We start from the raw sequence: 15993 nt of genomic DNA, 5'->3' as shown, positions 1-15993 counted from the left end.
AAATTGCCGTTCCAGACATTTCATCGGATTATGCCGGCAGTTCCACCTGCAACCCGTCGACCCGCTGGAAGCCGCGTGGCAGCTTGCTGCCGCGTCGACCACGCTCGCCCTTGTAGTGCTCAAGGTCGTCGGGTTTCAGAGACAGAGTACGCTTGCCGGCTTGCAATACAAGGGTTGCACCCTCGGCAATCACCGCCAGATCGGTGACAAATTCTTCACGACTGGCTACCCGATCACCGGGCACACCGATGATCTTGTTGCCCTTGCCTTTACCCAGCTGTGGCAGGTCGGAAACCTTGAACACCAGCAAGCGACCTTCGGTGGTCACCGCCGCCAGCCAATCCTGCTCACGGTCGGCCACCGGGCGCGGGGTCATGACCTTGGCACCGTTGGGCAAGCTGAGCAGGCCTTTGCCGGCCTTGTTCTTGGCCTGCAGGTCCTCACCCTTGACCACGAAGCCGTAGCCGGCGTCAGAGGCCACCACGTACAGCGCATCATCGTCCGGCAGCAGCACGCATTCGAATGTTGCTCCGGGCGGAGGCGTCAGGCGACCGGTCAGCGGCTCCCCCTGGCCCCGCGCCGAAGGCAGGCTATGCGCGGCCACCGAGTAACTGCGGCCGGTGGAGTCGATCAGCACGGCAAATTGGTTGGAGCGGCCTGCAGCAGCGGCCTTGAAGCCGTCGCCCGCCTTGTAGGACAGGCCGGTGGCGTCGATGTCGTGGCCCTTGGCGCAACGCACCCAGCCCTTTTCCGACAGCACCACGGTGACCGGCTCGGTCGGCATCAGCTCGTTTTCCGACAGGGCCTTGGCTTCGGCACGCTCGACGATTGGCGAGCGGCGGTCGTCGCCATAGGTTTCGGCGTCCTTGATCAGCTCGCTGCGCACCAGCTTGCGCAGTTTGGCATCGCTGCCCAGCAGGGCCTGCAGCTTGGCCTGCTCCTTGAGCAGTTCGTCCTGTTCGCCGCGGATCTTCATCTCTTCAAGGCGCGCCAGCTGGCGCAGGCGCGTCTCGAGGATGTAGTCGGCCTGGATTTCGCTCAGTTGGAAGCGCTCGATCAGGGCCTGCTTGGGGTGTTCTTCGGTACGGATGATGTGGATCACTTCATCCAGGTTGAGGAACGCAGTGAGCAAGCCTTCCAACAGGTGCAGGCGCTTCTCGACCTTGTCCAGGCGGTGCTGCAGGCGGCGGCGAACCGTATTGGTGCGGAACTCCAGCCATTCCAGCAACAACGCGCGCAGGTTCTTCAGCTGCGGGCGGCCATCAAGACCGATGATGTTGACGTTGACCCGATAGCTGCTTTCCAGGTCGGTGGTGGCGAACAGGTGCTGCATCAGTTCGTCGGCATCGACGCGGTTGGAGCGTGGAATGATGACGATGCGGCACGGGTTCTCGTGGTCCGACTCGTCACGCAGGTCGGCGACCATCGGCAGCTTCTTGGCCTGCATCTGCGCGGCGATCTGCTCCAGCACCTTGGCCCCGGAGACCTGGTGTGGCAACGCAGTGACGACGATGTCGCCGTCCTCGACGCGGTAGACGGCGCGCATGCGGATCGAGCCGCGGCCGCTTTCGTAGATCTTCTGGATTTCGGCACGCGGGGTGACGATTTCGGCTTCGGTCGGGTAATCCGGGCCCTGGATGTGCTCGCACAGTTGCTCGATGGTCGCCTTGGGCTCGTCGAGCAGGCGCACACAGGCACTGGCCACTTCCCGCAGGTTGTGCGGCGGTACATCGGTGGCCATGCCCACGGCGATCCCGGTGGTGCCGTTGAGCAGGATATTCGGCAGGCGCGCCGGCAGTACCGCAGGCTCCTGAAGGGTGCCGTCGAAGTTAGGTACCCAGTCGACGGTGCCCTGGCCTACTTCACTGAGCAGTACCTCGGAATAGCGCGACAGGCGTGCCTCGGTGTAACGCATGGCGGCGAACGACTTCGGATCGTCCGGCGCACCCCAGTTGCCCTGGCCGTCGACCAAGGTATAGCGGTAGCTGAACGGCTGTGCCATCAGCACCATGGCTTCATAGCAGGCCGAATCGCCGTGGGGGTGGAACTTGCCGAGCACGTCGCCGACGGTACGGGCGGACTTCTTGTGCTTGGCGTCGGCATCGAGCCCCAACTCGCTCATGGCATAGACGATGCGTCGCTGCACCGGCTTCAGGCCGTCGCCGATGTGCGGCAAGGCGCGGTCCATGATCACGTACATGGAGTAGTTGAGGTAGGCCTGTTCGGTGAAGTCAGCCAGCGAGCGGCGTTCGACGCCGTCCAGGCTGAGTTCCAGTGAGTCGCTCATGCGGGCCTCGTCATTTCAGGTTCTGGCGCAGCAGCATGGTGCCGCCGCGCTGGGTAAATTCAAGTTGTTTCAGGGCGCTCATGCCCAGCAGCACGGTCTGCCCGTCCAGGCCCGGCACAACCAGCGCACGCACGTTCTGCAAGCGGATATCGCCCAACTGCAAGGTGTCCAGCCGGGTACGGTAGCCTTCGGTACGGCCGTTGGCGGTGCTCAGCACCACCGGGCTCCCGCGCTGCAGGTTCAGGTCCTTGGCCAGCGACTCGGGGATCGCCACGTCGGTGGCACCGGTGTCGAGCATGAAATGCACCCCCTGGCCGTTGATCGCGCCGTCCACCACGAAGTGGCCCTGACCATTGCCCAGCAGGCGCACTTCGATGAAACCGTCACCGTGCGACGACTGCACCTGAGTGTTCGGGTTGCGCTCGTGGTCTTCCCATTGCCCGAAGAAACGCGTGGCAAGGAACAGCCCCGCCGCCCAGGCGACGATCATCAGTACCTTGCCGGCGCGCTTGCCCGGAGTCTGGCTCATGGCGTGGCGCTCCAGCCGCCCTGGGGCGCTTCGAAGCGCCAGACGATCGGCCGGCCTTCGCCATCGGCACGATCACCATTGTTGTTGTCCAGGCCGATCCAGGCGCCCTTGGCATCGATCACCAGCGCTTCGGCCAGGCCGTACGGCTGGTCATAGCGGCGCTCAGGCAGCAGTGCCTCGGCGGCAAACGACCAGCACTGCTCGACCTTGCCACTGGCGGCTTCACGCCGGCACACGCGGTAGGCGTTGCGTTCAAGGGTGAACAGCTTGCCCTCGAACCAGGCGAGATCAGCGAAGTCACGCGACAGCGCCCGAGGGTTGGGCATCTGTGGCGGCTGCATCTCGACCCCAGCTTCGCTCAGCAACACGCAACTACGCCCGCACGTCCACACCGACTGCTGCCGCTCGATGGCCACCAGACCGCGCCGTTCGCGCTCGGCCGCCAGCCACAGGCGGTCACCCTCCGGGTTGATTGCCAGGCCCTCGAACAAGGCGTTGAAGTTAAGCAACATGCCGCTGGCACGGGCCTGACGGACCATCGCCGGGTCGATCTTCAGCCACTGCGGTTCACCCTCGGCAGGCAGCTGCAGCACCGCCGCATGGGCCTCGCTGACCAGGTAGAGGTTGCCCGCCTGGTCACAAGTGATGCCTTCGTAATCCAGTTCACCGCCACGCACGTAGGACGCCGCCCAGTTACGCGACTTCAACCCCCACGGCAGGCCGCTCTCAGGCACCGGTGGTGGCGTAAAGGTCAGCGGCTGCGCGCGCCAGACGGCGCTCTGCTGGTCGAAGCGGTAAATGCGGTCGTCATCACGATCGGAAACACCCCACAGCCCGCCCCGGCACTCGGCCAGGCCGGACAGGTTACCGCCGCGCATACCGTCGATCGGGTGCTCGGAGGCCAGTTTCAGTTCTGGCCAGTTGCCCGCCAGACTCGGCAGGGCAACCAGCGCCAGACAGGCCGCGACCGGCAGACGAATCAAACCAGGACCTCAGCCAGGTTGCCTTTGGTTTCCAGCCAGTTCTTGCGATCACCAGCACGCTTCTTGGCCAGCAGCATGTCCATGATCTCGGTGGTGCCCTGCACGTCGTCCAGGGTCAGCTGGACCAGGCGCCGGGTGTTCGGGTCCATGGTGGTTTCACGTAGCTGCGGCGGGTTCATCTCACCCAGGCCCTTGAATCGGGTGACCTGTGGCTTGCCACGCTTCTTCTCGGCCACCAGGCGGTCGAGGATGCCATCACGCTCTGCTTCGTCGAGGGCGTAGTAGATTTCCTTGCCCAGGTCGATGCGGTACAGCGGCGGCATGGCGACGTAGACGTGGCCGGCCTCGACCAACGGGCGGAAGTGCTGGACGAACAGCGCGCAGAGCAAGGTGGCAATGTGCAGGCCGTCGGAGTCGGCGTCGGCGAGGATGCAGATCTTGCCGTAGCGCAGTTGCGACAGGTCGGCCGCGCCCGGGTCGACACCGATGGCTACGGCGATGTTGTGCACTTCCTGGCTGGCCAGCACTTCGCCGCCGTCCACTTCCCAGGTGTTGAGGATCTTGCCGCGCAGCGGCAGGATGGCCTGGAATTCCTTGTCGCGGGCTTGCTTGGCCGAACCGCCGGCGGAGTCACCCTCGACCAGGAACAGCTCGGCGCGCATCGGGTCCTGCCCGGCGCAATCGGCCAGCTTGCCTGGCAATGCCGGGCCCTGGGTGATGCGCTTGCGCTCGACCTTCTTGCTGGCCTTGAGGCGCCGGCCGGCGTTGCTGATGGCCAACTCGGCCAGTTGCATGCCCAGCTCGGGGTGGGCGTTGAGCCAAAGGCTGAAGGCGTCCTTGACCACACCAGAGACGAACGCCGCGGCCTCGCGGGACGACAGGCGCTCCTTGGTCTGGCCGGAGAACTGCGGTTCCTGCATCTTCATCGAAAGGACGAAGGTGATGCGCTCCCAGACGTCTTCCGGCGCCAGCTTGACCCCACGCGGCAGCAGGTTGCGGAACTCGCAGAACTCGCGCATGGCATCGAGCAGCCCTTGACGCAGGCCGTTGACGTGGGTACCGCCCTGAGCGGTGGGGATCAGGTTGACGTAGCTTTCCTGGACGCTGTCACCGCCTTCGGGCAGCCACAGCAGGGCCCAGTCGACGGCTTCCTTGTTACCCGCCAGGCTGCCGCAGAACGGCTCGTCGGGCAGGCGCTGGAACTCGCTGACCGAGTCGACCAGGTAGGAACGCAGCCCGTCTTCGTAGTGCCACTCGACCTTTTCGCCGCTGGCCTTGTCCTCGAAGCTGACCAGCAGGCCCGGGCACAATACGGCCTTGGCCTTGAGCACGTGCTTGAGGCGGCTGATGGAAAACTTTGCCGAATCGAAATACTTCGGGTCCGGGCTGAAGTACACGCTGGTACCGGTGTTGCGCTTGCCGACCGTGCCGACCACTTCCAGCTCGCTGGCCTTGAAGCCATCGGCAAAGGTCATCTGGTACTCGTTGCCGTCGCGCTTGACGCGTACGCGCACCTGGGTCGACAGGGCGTTGACCACCGAAATACCCACACCGTGCAGGCCGCCGGAGAACTGGTAGTTCTTGTTGGAGAACTTGCCCCCCGCATGCAGCTTGGTGAGGATCAGCTCGACGCCCGACACGCCCTCTTCAGGGTGAATATCCACCGGCATGCCGCGGCCATCGTCGCTGACTTCCAGCGAATGGTCGGCGTGGAGGATGACCTGCACCGAGCGGGCGTGGCCGGCCAAGGCTTCGTCGACACTGTTGTCGATGACTTCCTGGGCCAGGTGGTTCGGCCGGCTGGTGTCGGTGTACATGCCCGGGCGTTTACGCACCGGGTCGAGGCCGGAGAGGACTTCGATGGCGTCTGCGTTATAGGCGCTAGCGCTGGGATTGGCCATGGATTCTCGTCGTCAGTCTGGTGAATGCAAAAAGATCAAAATACAGAAAAATCGAGCGCCGCATACTGCTGCCGGGCAATGCCGGCGAAGGCAAGCAGGCCTGGCAGTTGCTCGGCAAAGCCCTGGTAGCTGTGGTCGCCACCGGCCTGGATGCGCAGGGCGCAAGCCCGGTAATAATGCTCGGCATGGCGATAGTCCAGGGTTTCATCGGCGGTCTGCAGCCACACTTGATAGCGGCCTGGATCGGTCGGCGCCGGCACCTCCAGCTCGGCCAGGGCCTGCACGTGGTCCAGAGTCAGCTCCCAAGTCTCGCCAGTGTAGTGGTTGCACTGGGTACCCAGATAACCGTCGAAGCGCTTGTGCGGGGTGACTGCCGGGTTGACCAGCAAGGCTTTGAGCCCATGGCGCTCGGCCAGATGGGTGGCATAGTAGCCGCCGAGCGAACTGCCGACCAGCAGGGGCGCCCCGAGTTCGGTAATGGCGGCTTCGAGCTGGGCCATGGCCTGCCGTGGGTGGTGGTGCAAGGCCGGGACACGCAGCTGCTGCGCCAGGCCCAACTGCTGCATGACAGCCTCGAGCTGGCGTGCCTTGCTGGAAAGCGGCGAGCTGTTGAAGCCATGGATATAGAGGATGGAACCCGACATGCTGCCCCCGGAATCTGTGGCTTCGCGCCCGATCGAGCGGGCGCAGGGACGCGCAGTGTAGCGCGTTCACCGGGTTTTGGCGCCGGATGGCCAATTTCGCAACAATTTCTTCAAAGAGCAGGGCCGCCGTGCGGCCCATCGCCGGCAAGCGCGGCTCCCACAGGAGTATCGCAAGTCTTGAGGTTAGCGCTGTACCTGTGGGAGCCGCGCTTGCCGGCGATGGGCTGCGCAGCAGCCCCAGGATCTTCTAATACCCCGCGCTGTTGAAGTCGAGCTTCACTGCAAAATCAGTAGCCCGCTCCACACCTGTCTCCACTCGCCCATCGGCATGCAGGCGCAACCAGCGATACCCCGGCTGCTCCTCGCTGACCTTGAAGTCCTTGCTACCCGCCGCGAACTGAATACAGGTCGACGGCGTTGCCAGCAGGCGCAAGCCATCACGTTCTTCATCCCATTCCTGGTGAATATGCCCCCAGAGCAACGCCTTCACCTGTGGATAACCGCCCAGTCGCTGCAGCAGTTCATCGGCATTGCGCAAACCGATCGGGGCGATCCATGCGCAACCGATATCCACCGGCTGATGGTGGCAGCACACCAGGCAATGGCGCCCGTCGGCCGACGTCAGTGCTTCATCGAGGATCGACAACTGGTCCTGCTCGAGCAACCCATGGGTAGCACCCAGCACCGCCGAATTGAGCATGACCACCCGCCATCTGCCGATATCAGTCACCGACTCCAGCAGCTCTGGCGCGACGTCGGCCATGACCTTGGCTTCATCATGGTTACCCGGCAGCCAGCGGGTCGGCACAGCGATTTCCCGAGTCAGCTCAAGGAAAGCTTGATAGGAAGCGACAGTGGCATCCTGGGACAGATCGCCAGTGCACAGCAGCAAGTCGACACGCGGCTGTTCGCGGCACACCTGGGCGACCACGTGGCGCAGGCTGTCACGGGTATTGAGGCCCAGCAAGGTGCCCGCCGGGTCGGCAAACAGGTGGGCGTCGGTCAGTTGCACCACATGTACGGGTGCAGGGGAAGGGTCTGGGTGCGGCAACGGCCGTCTCCTCGAACGGATTCTGCACGAATTATGGCGCTGGAACGGTTGCGAGCAAACACTCGAAACCGACCCAGGTCACATTTCAGCGCACACTTGCCAGTTCGTGGCCGCAGGCCAGGCAATGGCTGAGCCATTCGCCGAGGAACAGATTGAGCTGCGCCTTCTCGTCCGGCTGGTGCATGGCCTCGTTGGGGTACGGGTAGATGCTGCGCAGGCGGCGGGTATGCTCGGCGCTGATCACTTCGGCCATGCGCGCATCGTGATACACCTGCACCTCCAGGTGCGGCACCGGCAGCCAGGGCAGGCTGTGCTCCTGGCGCACCCGCAAGGTGGTGGTATACGGGCAGGCGAGCAGCACATCGAGCACCAGCACACCAAGCATCTGGTCGCCTTGGGTCATGCCGATGCGCCGGGAGCTCTGAGTTGTGCGCATATCGGGCAGCAGGCGCATGAGCCGGGCATAGTTGGCCTCGCAGGCTGCTTGCAGCCCGGCCAGATCGACCCGATAACGCTCACGCAAGAGATTCACTTCCACATACCTCGAACTTCATCTTTGTTCAGCGCCAGCCATTGCAGGCTGATGATGGTTGCCGCGTTGCAGATTTGCCCATCGCGCACTGCCTGCATTGCATCGTCGAACGACCACACGCGCACACGGATATCCTCGCCCTCTTCTTCCAGGCCATGCAGGCCACCAGCGCCTTCACTGGTGCAGCGGCCGAGGTACAGGTGCACGTACTCATCGCTGCCACCAGGCGAAGGGAAGTAGCGGGTGATCGGCCACAAGGCGCCAATTGTCAGCCCGGCTTCTTCTTCGGCTTCGCGATGCGCGACTTCTTCCAGCTCTTCTTCCCTGTCGATCAACCCGGCAACCATCTCGATCAACCAAGGGTTGTCGATCTTGCCCACGGCGCCAACACGGAACTGCTCGATCAACACCACCTCATCGCGCAGCGGGTCGTAAGGCAGCACACAGACCGCATCGTGACGCACGAACAGCTCACGGCTGATCACACGGCTCATGCCACCGGCGAACAACTCATGGCGCAGCTGCACCCTGTCGAGCTTGTAGAAGCCCTTGAAGCAGTTGTCCTGTTTGACGATCTCGACCGCCTTGGGCACCGAACTCAACGTATCTGACATGGAAATCCTCATGACCTCATATACCGCATCGCGCCATCCTACTCTGCACGGTTTCCCGTTTCACCCCTTTCTGGCAACCGTTCGCGCACTCGGGACAGCACGCCTTCACTCTGTTAGCTTAGTGGCGAACTGAAGGCCGCGCAGACGGTCAAAGGCCGACTTTTCCTGTTCTGCAAGGATCATCATGACACTTGTCAAACTGACTTCCGTGGCCGTGCTGGCTCTCGCTCTGGGCGCCTGCCAGAGCCTGTTCGCACCCAATTACCGGACCCCGCTCGAGGTCAAGCGTGATGCCTGGGAGCACGTCAAACCTGGCTGCAGCGCAAGCGACTGCCCACTGGTGAACATTGACACCGTGCATTTCCCGGCCCAGCCCAAGCTCGATGCCATCGTCGAAAAACGCTTGCTGCAACTGACCGAAGACAATCAGCATGGCACCGCGCCAAGCACCCTGCAGGCCTACGAACAGCAATACCTGGCCAGCGCCGACAAACGCAACAGCAGCTACCTGCAAGCCAAGGTACGCGAGCAGCATGACGGGCTGGTGATCATCGAGCTGTCCAGCTACCTCGACAGCGGCGGTGCCCACGGCATGCCGGGGCGCGGCTTCATCAACTACTCGCGCAAGCTGGACAAGGTGCTGACCCTGCAGGACATGCTGGTGCCAGGCCAGGAGGACACCTTCTGGAAGACTGTAGAAGAGTCGCACCGTGCCTGGCTGATCAGCGTTGGGATGGACAAGGACGCCGAGTTCGTCAAGACCTGGCCGTTCAAGAAGTCGCCGCACATCGCCCTGACGTACGGCGCGCTGGTGGTGAAGTACGAGGTCTATGCCATCGCGCCCTACTCCATGGGCCACGTGGAGTTGAAGATCCCTTACCCGCGCCTGAATGGCGTACTCAAGCCTGAGCTGTTTCCCGGCCGCGGCTGAAGCTCAGTAGCCCATGCAGCCCACCTGCCAGCAGCAATGCTGGCAGGGTAGCCCCCAGCTCAGGCGCCTTGGCGGCGATCACGTGATAGGCCGCCACACCCACCACCCAGGCCACCAGTGCCTGCCAATGCAAGCCATCGACCTGTGCCGGCAGGCGGCGACGGCGGATCACGTAGTGGTCCATCAGCACCACACCGAACAGCGGCGCGAACACCGAACCGATCAGCAGCAGGAAGTTCTCGTACTGGGCCAGTGGCGCCAGCAAGGCGATCAGCGTGCACAGCACACCAATGGCCAAGGCCAGGTGTTCGACCTTCAGCGGCAGCAGCACGCCGGTGGAAACGGCCGCCGAGTGGATATCGGCGAAAGCCTTTTCCGACTCGTCCAGCAGAATCAACAGCAGCGGGATGCCCATGCCGGCGCCTGCCAGGGCAAGCAGCAGCGCATTGACTTCGCCACTGGCGGCAAACGCCAGGGTGTAGGCCACGCCCAGGCTCATCAGCCAGGTATTGCCAATGAAGTAGCCCAGAACGGTGCCACCGAATACATGCCTGCCATTACGGGCAAAGCGCGAGTAGTCGGCGATCAGCGGCAACCACGAAAGCGGCATGGCGATGGCGATGTCGAAGCCTACGGCCAGCGACATCGAACCGTCCCCGGCACGGTTCCACAGATCAGCCAGGTCGGCCTTGGCAAACAGGTTCCAGGTCAGCCACAGGCACGCACCCAGCAGCAGCCAGATCCCCCAGGCACGCAGCACCTTGCGCACGAACGCCAACGGGCCGCTGACGGCGAGCAGGGTGGCCAGCGCGCCGAAACACAGAGTCCAGAGCATCGGGCTGTTCCAGGCACTGTCTTCACCGAACGCCCGGGCACCCAGCAGGCTGGCCGCGTCACGCATGACGATGATCTCGAAGGCGCCCCAGCCCACCAATTGCAGCAGGTTGAGCAATGCCGGCAGGCGCGCGCCATGGCGGCCCAGGCTCAGCCTCAGGGTGCCCATGGCCGACAGGCCGGTGTCACTGCCGATGACCCCGGCAGCCCCCAGCAACAGCACACCGACACCGGTGCCAAGGGCGATGGCCAGCACTGCGCCGGCCAGGCCAAGGCCAGGGGCCAGCATGGCGCCGACCTGCAGCACCATCAGGCCGATGCCGAGGGAGAACCACAGCGAGAACAGGTCACGGGCGCCGAAGATGCGCTGGTGGGTGGGGACCGGGTGGTCGGGGGAGAATTGGCTGGGTGATGTCATTGTTATGTTCGCAGGAAGAATTGATCAGGCTTTGCCACCTCCTTGTAGGAGCGGGCTTGCCCCGCGAAAGCGTCAGACCTGCCAAATGCATTGGCTCATCTGAGGCTTTCGCGGGGCAAGCCCGCTGCCACAAGGGGACGTGGCGTTCTTACACTTTGTGGTAAAGCTGGCTGCCTTCCTGGCGGAACCGCTCGGCCTGCTCACGCATGCCTTGCTCGACGGTCACGTCCACGGCCTCGATCTTGGCTGCGTATTCACGCACTTCCTGGGTAATCTTCATCGAGCAGAACTTCGGCCCGCACATCGAGCAGAAGTGCGCGACCTTGGCCGATTCCTTCGGCAGGGTCTCGTCATGGAAGGCACGCGCGGTGTCCGGGTCCAGGCCCAGGTTGAACTGGTCTTCCCAGCGGAATTCGAAACGCGCCTTGGACAAGGCATTGTCACGAATCTGCGCGCCCGGGTGACCTTTTGCTAGGTCCGCAGCATGGGCGGCGATCTTGTAGGTGATGATGCCGGTCTTGACGTCATCCTTGTTCGGCAGGCCCAGGTGCTCCTTGGGCGTGACGTAGCACAGCATGGCACAACCGAACCAGCCGATCATTGCCGCGCCGATGCCCGAGGTGATGTGGTCGTAGCCTGGGGCGATGTCGGTGGTCAGCGGGCCGAGGGTGTAGAACGGCGCCTCGTCGCAGCATTCCAGCTGCTTGTCCATGTTCTCCTTGATCAGTTGCATCGGCACGTGGCCGGGGCCTTCGATCATGCACTGCACATCATGCTTCCAGGCGATCTTGGTCAGCTCGCCGAGGGTTTCCAGCTCACCGAACTGGGCCGCGTCGTTGGCGTCGGCGATCGAACCCGGGCGCAGGCCGTCGCCGAGCGAGAAGCTGACGTCGTAGGCCTTCATGATTTCGCAGATCTCGTCGAAGTGGGTGTACAGGAAGTTTTCCTTGTGATGCGCCAGGCACCACTTGGCCATGATCGAGCCACCGCGGCTGACGATGCCGGTGACCCGCTTGGCGGTCAGCGGCACATAACGCAGCAGCACACCCGCGTGGATGGTGAAGTAGTCCACGCCCTGCTCGGCCTGCTCGATCAGGGTGTCGCGGAACAGCTCCCAGGTCAGGTCCTCGGCCACGCCGTTGACCTTTTCCAGGGCCTGGTAGATCGGCACGGTACCGATCGGCACCGGCGAGTTGCGGATGATCCACTCGCGGGTTTCATGAATGTGCTTGCCGGTGGACAGGTCCATGACGGTGTCCGAGCCCCAGCGGATGCCCCAGGTCAGCTTGGCCACTTCTTCCTCGATCGAGGAGCCCAGGGCGCTGTTGCCGATGTTGCCGTTGATCTTCACCAGGAAGTTGCGACCGATGATCATCGGTTCCACTTCGGGGTGGTTGATGTTGGCCGGGATGATCGCGCGGCCACGGGCGATTTCCTGGCGGACGAATTCCGGGGTGATTTCTTTCGGAATGTTGGCACCGAAGCTGTGGCCGGCGTGCTGCTCGTTCAGCAGGCCGGCAGCGCGGGCTTCCTGCAGCTTCATGTTCTCGCGGATGGCCACATATTCCATCTCGGCCGTGATGATGCCTTGGCGAGCATAGTGCATCTGCGAAACGTTGGCGCCAGCCTTGGCCCGGCGCGGGTTGCGCACGTGGGCGAAACGCAGCTTGGCCAGTTCCGCATCGTTCAGGCGCTGCTGGCCGAAGTCGGAGCTCAGGCCGTCCAGGCGCTCGGTGTCACCGCGTGCCTCGATCCAGGCCGAACGCACGTCAGCCAGGCCCTTGCGCACGTCGATGATGACGTTGGGGTCGGTGTACGGGCCGGAGGTGTCGTAGACCAGCACGGGCGCATTGCTTTCGCCACCGAAGTCGGTCGGGGTGTCGTCCAGGCTGATTTCGCGCATGGGCACGCGGATGTCCGGGCGCGAGCCTTCGACATAGACCTTGCGCGAACGCGGGAACGGTTGCACGGACTGCTGATCGACTTGTGCCGATTCGCTGAGGTTGATCGTTTTTTCTTGTTTGGTCATCACAGGCTCTCCAGACGGCTTCCTAGCAGTGGAATGTCGGGGTGAACCTGAATGGCGTGGACGCACCCGTTGACGGGTGCAGTGCCGGATGTGGGGGTGCCTGAAGCTGCACGCAGCTGCGACATTCCCGGACCTGGCACAAGAGGCTCCCCGGGAAGGCGAGCAATCTTGTTCCCTACGCAGGCGCTAACCTGATCAGGTTCAACGGGATCCGCACCTTTGCGATCTCAGCCTTTGCTTCAAGGCACCCCGACAAGAACATGCGCAGTCTAGACTGGAGTGGTCGGCAAAGCCAAGCGGGTAAAACGCAGGGGAGATGAAAGGCGCAACCGATGATTGTTGGCGGATGCGCATGGCACTACACTGGCCCGTCGCTCGATACTCAACAGTTCAGTAATTAAATTTCGTACAAGGATTGCCTCTATGCTGCGCAAACTTTCACTGGCGATAGCCGTGTCTTGTGCGTCCAATGGCGTGGTCTGGGCAGCGGATTTGCCCACGACGGTAAAAACCGATCTGGTCAGTGTTTACCAGGAAGCAGTCGACAACAACGCCGATCTTGCTGCCGCCCGTGCCAACTATGGCGCCCAGAAAGAAGTCGTGCCGCAGGCTCGCGCCGGCTTGCTGCCGAACCTCTCGGCCGGTGCCGAGATGCTCAATACCCGCACCAAGATCGACCAGCCGTCGGCCACCGCCAACCGCAGCGGCAATACCTGGAGCGCGACCCTTGCGCAACCGATCTTCCGCGCCGATCGCTGGTTCCAGCTCCAGGCCGCCGAAGCGGTCAATGAACAGGCGGCGCTGCAACTGTCGGCCACCGAGCAGAACCTGATCCTGCAGACTGCGCAGGATTACTTCTCGGTGCTGCGCGCCCAGGACAACCTGGCGGCGACCAAAGCCGAGGAAGCGGCCTTCAAGCGCCAGCTGGACCAGTCCAACGAACGTTTCGACGTCGGCCTTTCCGACAAGACCGACGTGCTGCAGTCCCAGGCCAGCTACGATACCGCCCGGGCCAACCGGATCATCGCCGAGCGCCAGGTACAGGATGCCTTCGAGGCGCTGGTCACCCTGACCAACCGTGATTACAGCTCGATCCAGGGTGTGGTCCACACACTGCCGGTGAAGGTGCCGACCCCCAACGACGCCAAGGCCTGGGTGGAAACCGCTGGCCGCCAGAACCTCAACCTGCTGGCCACCAACCACGCCGTCGCCGCCGCCGAAGAAACCCTGCGTCAGCGCAAGGCCGGGCACGCGCCGACCCTCGATGCAGTGGCCAAGTACGAGAAAGGCGACAACGACAGCCTGGGCTTCACCAACCCGTCACCGTTCGGCCAGCGTTACAGCGGCGATGTGGAACAGACCAGCGTCGGCCTGCAGCTGAACATTCCGATCTACAGTGGCGGCCTGACCAGCTCGCAGGTACGCGAGGCCTATCAGCGCCTGAGCCAGAGTGAGCAGCAACGTGAAAGCCTGCGCCGACAGGTGGTGGAGAACACCCGCAACCTGCACCGCGCCGTGAACACCGATGTGGAACAGGTGCAGGCGCGCAAGCAGTCGATCATTTCAAACCAGAGTGCGCTGGAAGCCACCGAGATCGGCTACCAGGTCGGTACTCGCAACATCGTTGACGTGCTCGACGCCCAGCGCCAGCTGTACACCTCGGTGCGTGACTACAACAACAGCCGCTATGACTACATTCTCGACAACCTGAGCCTGAAGCAGGCTGCCGGGACCTTGAGCCCGCAGGATCTGCAGGACCTCAAGCAGTACCTGAAGCCGGATTACAACCCGGACAAGGACTTCCTGCCACCGGACCTGGCGGCCGCGGCAGCCAAGAACTTCGAGCGCAGGCCTTGAGACAGGTGCTGGCTTCTTCGCGGGTAAACCCGCTCCCACAGGCTTGAGGCCTGCCCTGAACCTGTGGGAGCGGGTTTACCCGCGAAGAAGCCAGCACAAGGTCAGCCAAGAAGCTTGCCCAGCCCATCCAGCAAGCGCTGCAAGGCGCCCTGGTTGGCCCGCATCACCGCCCTGCCCGCCTCGCCCATGCGCTGCGCATCCTGAGGCAACTCGATCAATCGCCGCACCGCCTCGGCCAGCCCGTCGGCGTCATCGACCTGCTGCAACGCCCCCGCCTCGCGCAACATCGCGCTGATTTCCAGGAAGTTGAACACATGTGGCCCCATGAGCACCGGCAATGCCAATGCCGCAGGCTCCAGTGGGTTATGGCCGCCCGTGGCCACCAGGCTGCCGCCGACGAAGGCGATGTCGGCCAGGGCATAGAGGAACAGCAACTCACCCATGGTGTCGCCGAGCAGCACCTGCGTCTGCGCCTCAACCGGCGTGCCGGCAGAGCGACGTACCGTGGCGAACTGCCCAGCACACAAGGCATGCACGCCATCGAACCGCTCAGGGTGGCGCGGCACCAGGATCAGCAGCGCATCACCATGCACCTGCAGCAACTGCCGGTGCGCCTGCAGGATCAAGGCATCTTCCCCCTCATGCGTGCTGGCAGCGATCCACAGCGGACGCTGGCTGGCGCCCCACTGTTCGCGCAGTGCCCTGGCACGGGGCTGCAAGTGCTCATCGAGCTTCAGGTCGAACTTGATCGAGCCAGTAACCTGCACGCACTCAGGGCGGGCACCCAGCTCACGGAAACGCCGGGCCTCGGTTTCGGTCTGCACGGCGATCAGGCTCATCTCACCCAGCATCGGCCGGGTCAGTTTGGCAAAACGCCCATAACCACGGGCCGAGCGCTCGGACAGCCGAGCGTTGGCCAAGGCCACCGGAATGCCGCGACGGGCGCACTGGTGGATGTGGTTAGGCCACAGTTCGGTTTCCATGATGATGCCCAGCCGCGGCCGCACATGGTCAAGAAAGCGCCCAGCCGCCCACGGCAGGTCGTAAGGCAGGTAGCAATGCTGGATGCGTGGCTCATCGGCGAACATCGCGCGAATGCGCTCGGAGCCGGTCGGGGTCATGCAGGTGAGCGTGATCGGCAGGTCCGGGTAGGCCTTGAGCAGCGCACGGACCATCGGCGCCGCGGCAATGCTTTCACCGACCGACACCGCATGCACCCAGATCCCCCCCTGGCGCATGGCTGGCAGCTTGCGGGCAAAGCGCTCAGCGATGCGCTGGCCATAGGCCGGTGCCTTGCGCGCGCGCAGGTACAGGCGCAGCGCAACCAGCGGCAGGCCCAGGTGAAACAGCAAGGTATAGAGTGTTCTGTTCATGGCGGCGGAG

General features: G+C 63.6%; 13 protein-coding genes and 1 riboswitch. Of the genes, 2 read left to right on the top strand and 11 right to left on the bottom strand.

Annotation, left to right across the window (positions count from 1 at the left end; translation table 11 throughout):
- Positions 1-28 precede the first annotated feature (28 nt).
- The 8 genes from parC to ACIPZ5_RS12505 all read right to left on the bottom strand — a co-directional run bounded on the left by parC (position 29) and on the right by ACIPZ5_RS12505 (position 8541).
- The gene (parC, locus tag ACIPZ5_RS12540) at positions 29-2287 is read right to left on the bottom strand and encodes a DNA topoisomerase IV subunit A (RefSeq protein WP_261942457.1); all 2259 of its coding nucleotides are present in this window, start codon (positions 2285-2287) and stop codon (positions 29-31) included.
- Between the two features lie 10 nt (positions 2288-2297).
- A complete protein-coding gene (locus tag ACIPZ5_RS12535) occupies positions 2298-2816 on the bottom strand; it encodes a TIGR02281 family clan AA aspartic protease (RefSeq protein ID WP_400808912.1) in 519 nt (172 codons plus the stop codon).
- The gene (locus ACIPZ5_RS12530) at positions 2813-3799 is read right to left on the bottom strand and encodes an esterase-like activity of phytase family protein (RefSeq protein ID WP_400808910.1); all 987 of its coding nucleotides are present in this window, start codon (positions 3797-3799) and stop codon (positions 2813-2815) included. The genes ACIPZ5_RS12535 and ACIPZ5_RS12530 overlap by 4 nt, the downstream gene beginning before the upstream one ends.
- Positions 3796-5700, bottom strand: a complete 1905-nt coding sequence (gene parE / locus ACIPZ5_RS12525) for a DNA topoisomerase IV subunit B (protein ID WP_085676748.1) — start codon at positions 5698-5700, stop codon at positions 3796-3798. The genes ACIPZ5_RS12530 and parE overlap by 4 nt, the downstream gene beginning before the upstream one ends.
- 35 nt (positions 5701-5735) lie before the next feature.
- Positions 5736-6344 (bottom strand): YqiA/YcfP family alpha/beta fold hydrolase, encoded by a 609-nt coding sequence (locus tag ACIPZ5_RS12520; RefSeq protein WP_400808908.1) that lies wholly within the window; start codon positions 6342-6344, stop codon positions 5736-5738.
- Positions 6345-6591: 247 nt separating this feature from the next.
- Positions 6592-7395 (bottom strand): 3',5'-cyclic-AMP phosphodiesterase, encoded by an 804-nt coding sequence (gene cpdA / locus ACIPZ5_RS12515; protein ID WP_400808905.1) that lies wholly within the window; start codon positions 7393-7395, stop codon positions 6592-6594.
- 85 nt (positions 7396-7480) lie between these two features.
- Complete coding sequence (locus tag ACIPZ5_RS12510) at positions 7481-7933, bottom strand: DUF1249 domain-containing protein (RefSeq protein WP_054887887.1); 453 nt, start codon at positions 7931-7933, stop codon at positions 7481-7483.
- Positions 7924-8541 carry an NUDIX domain-containing protein gene (locus ACIPZ5_RS12505; protein WP_343598159.1) on the bottom strand — a complete coding sequence of 206 codons (618 nt, stop codon included), beginning with the start codon at positions 8539-8541 and terminating at the stop codon, positions 7924-7926. The genes ACIPZ5_RS12510 and ACIPZ5_RS12505 overlap by 10 nt, the downstream gene beginning before the upstream one ends.
- Positions 8542-8725: 184 nt before the next feature.
- Between ACIPZ5_RS12505 and ACIPZ5_RS12500 the strand changes: the two genes are divergently transcribed.
- Positions 8726-9472, top strand: coding sequence for an RsiV family protein (locus ACIPZ5_RS12500; protein WP_343598157.1), 747 nt, complete (start codon positions 8726-8728; stop codon positions 9470-9472).
- On the opposite strand, the gene cytX is transcribed toward ACIPZ5_RS12500, so the two are convergent.
- Positions 9441-10724 carry a putative hydroxymethylpyrimidine transporter CytX gene (gene cytX / locus ACIPZ5_RS12495; RefSeq protein WP_261942450.1) on the bottom strand — a complete coding sequence of 428 codons (1284 nt, stop codon included), beginning with the start codon at positions 10722-10724 and terminating at the stop codon, positions 9441-9443. The genes ACIPZ5_RS12500 and cytX overlap by 32 nt on opposite strands.
- 148 nt (positions 10725-10872) lie before the next feature.
- On the bottom strand, positions 10873-12753 hold the full coding sequence (gene thiC / locus ACIPZ5_RS12490; RefSeq protein WP_343598154.1) for a phosphomethylpyrimidine synthase ThiC: 1881 nt from the start codon (positions 12751-12753) through the stop codon (positions 10873-10875).
- A 155-nt stretch (positions 12754-12908) separates the two neighbouring features.
- A riboswitch (TPP riboswitch) is annotated at positions 12909-13015 on the bottom strand.
- Between the two features lie 161 nt (positions 13016-13176).
- Between thiC and ACIPZ5_RS12485 the strand changes: the two genes are divergently transcribed.
- Positions 13177-14610 carry a TolC family outer membrane protein gene (locus ACIPZ5_RS12485; RefSeq protein WP_400808901.1) on the top strand — a complete coding sequence of 478 codons (1434 nt, stop codon included), beginning with the start codon at positions 13177-13179 and terminating at the stop codon, positions 14608-14610.
- Positions 14611-14711: 101 nt separating this feature from the next.
- Here ACIPZ5_RS12485 and waaA read toward each other — a convergent pair whose 3' ends face one another.
- Positions 14712-15983, bottom strand: coding sequence for a lipid IV(A) 3-deoxy-D-manno-octulosonic acid transferase (waaA, locus tag ACIPZ5_RS12480; RefSeq protein ID WP_343598153.1), 1272 nt, complete (start codon positions 15981-15983; stop codon positions 14712-14714).
- Positions 15984-15993: the final 10 nt, after the last annotated feature.

Source organism: Pseudomonas sp. NPDC089428, from assembly GCF_044749325.1.
Taxonomy (GTDB): Bacteria; Pseudomonadota; Gammaproteobacteria; order Pseudomonadales; family Pseudomonadaceae; genus Aquipseudomonas.
Note: the sequence above shows the minus strand (reverse complement) of the source record. Positions and strands in the feature narration are given on the sequence as shown.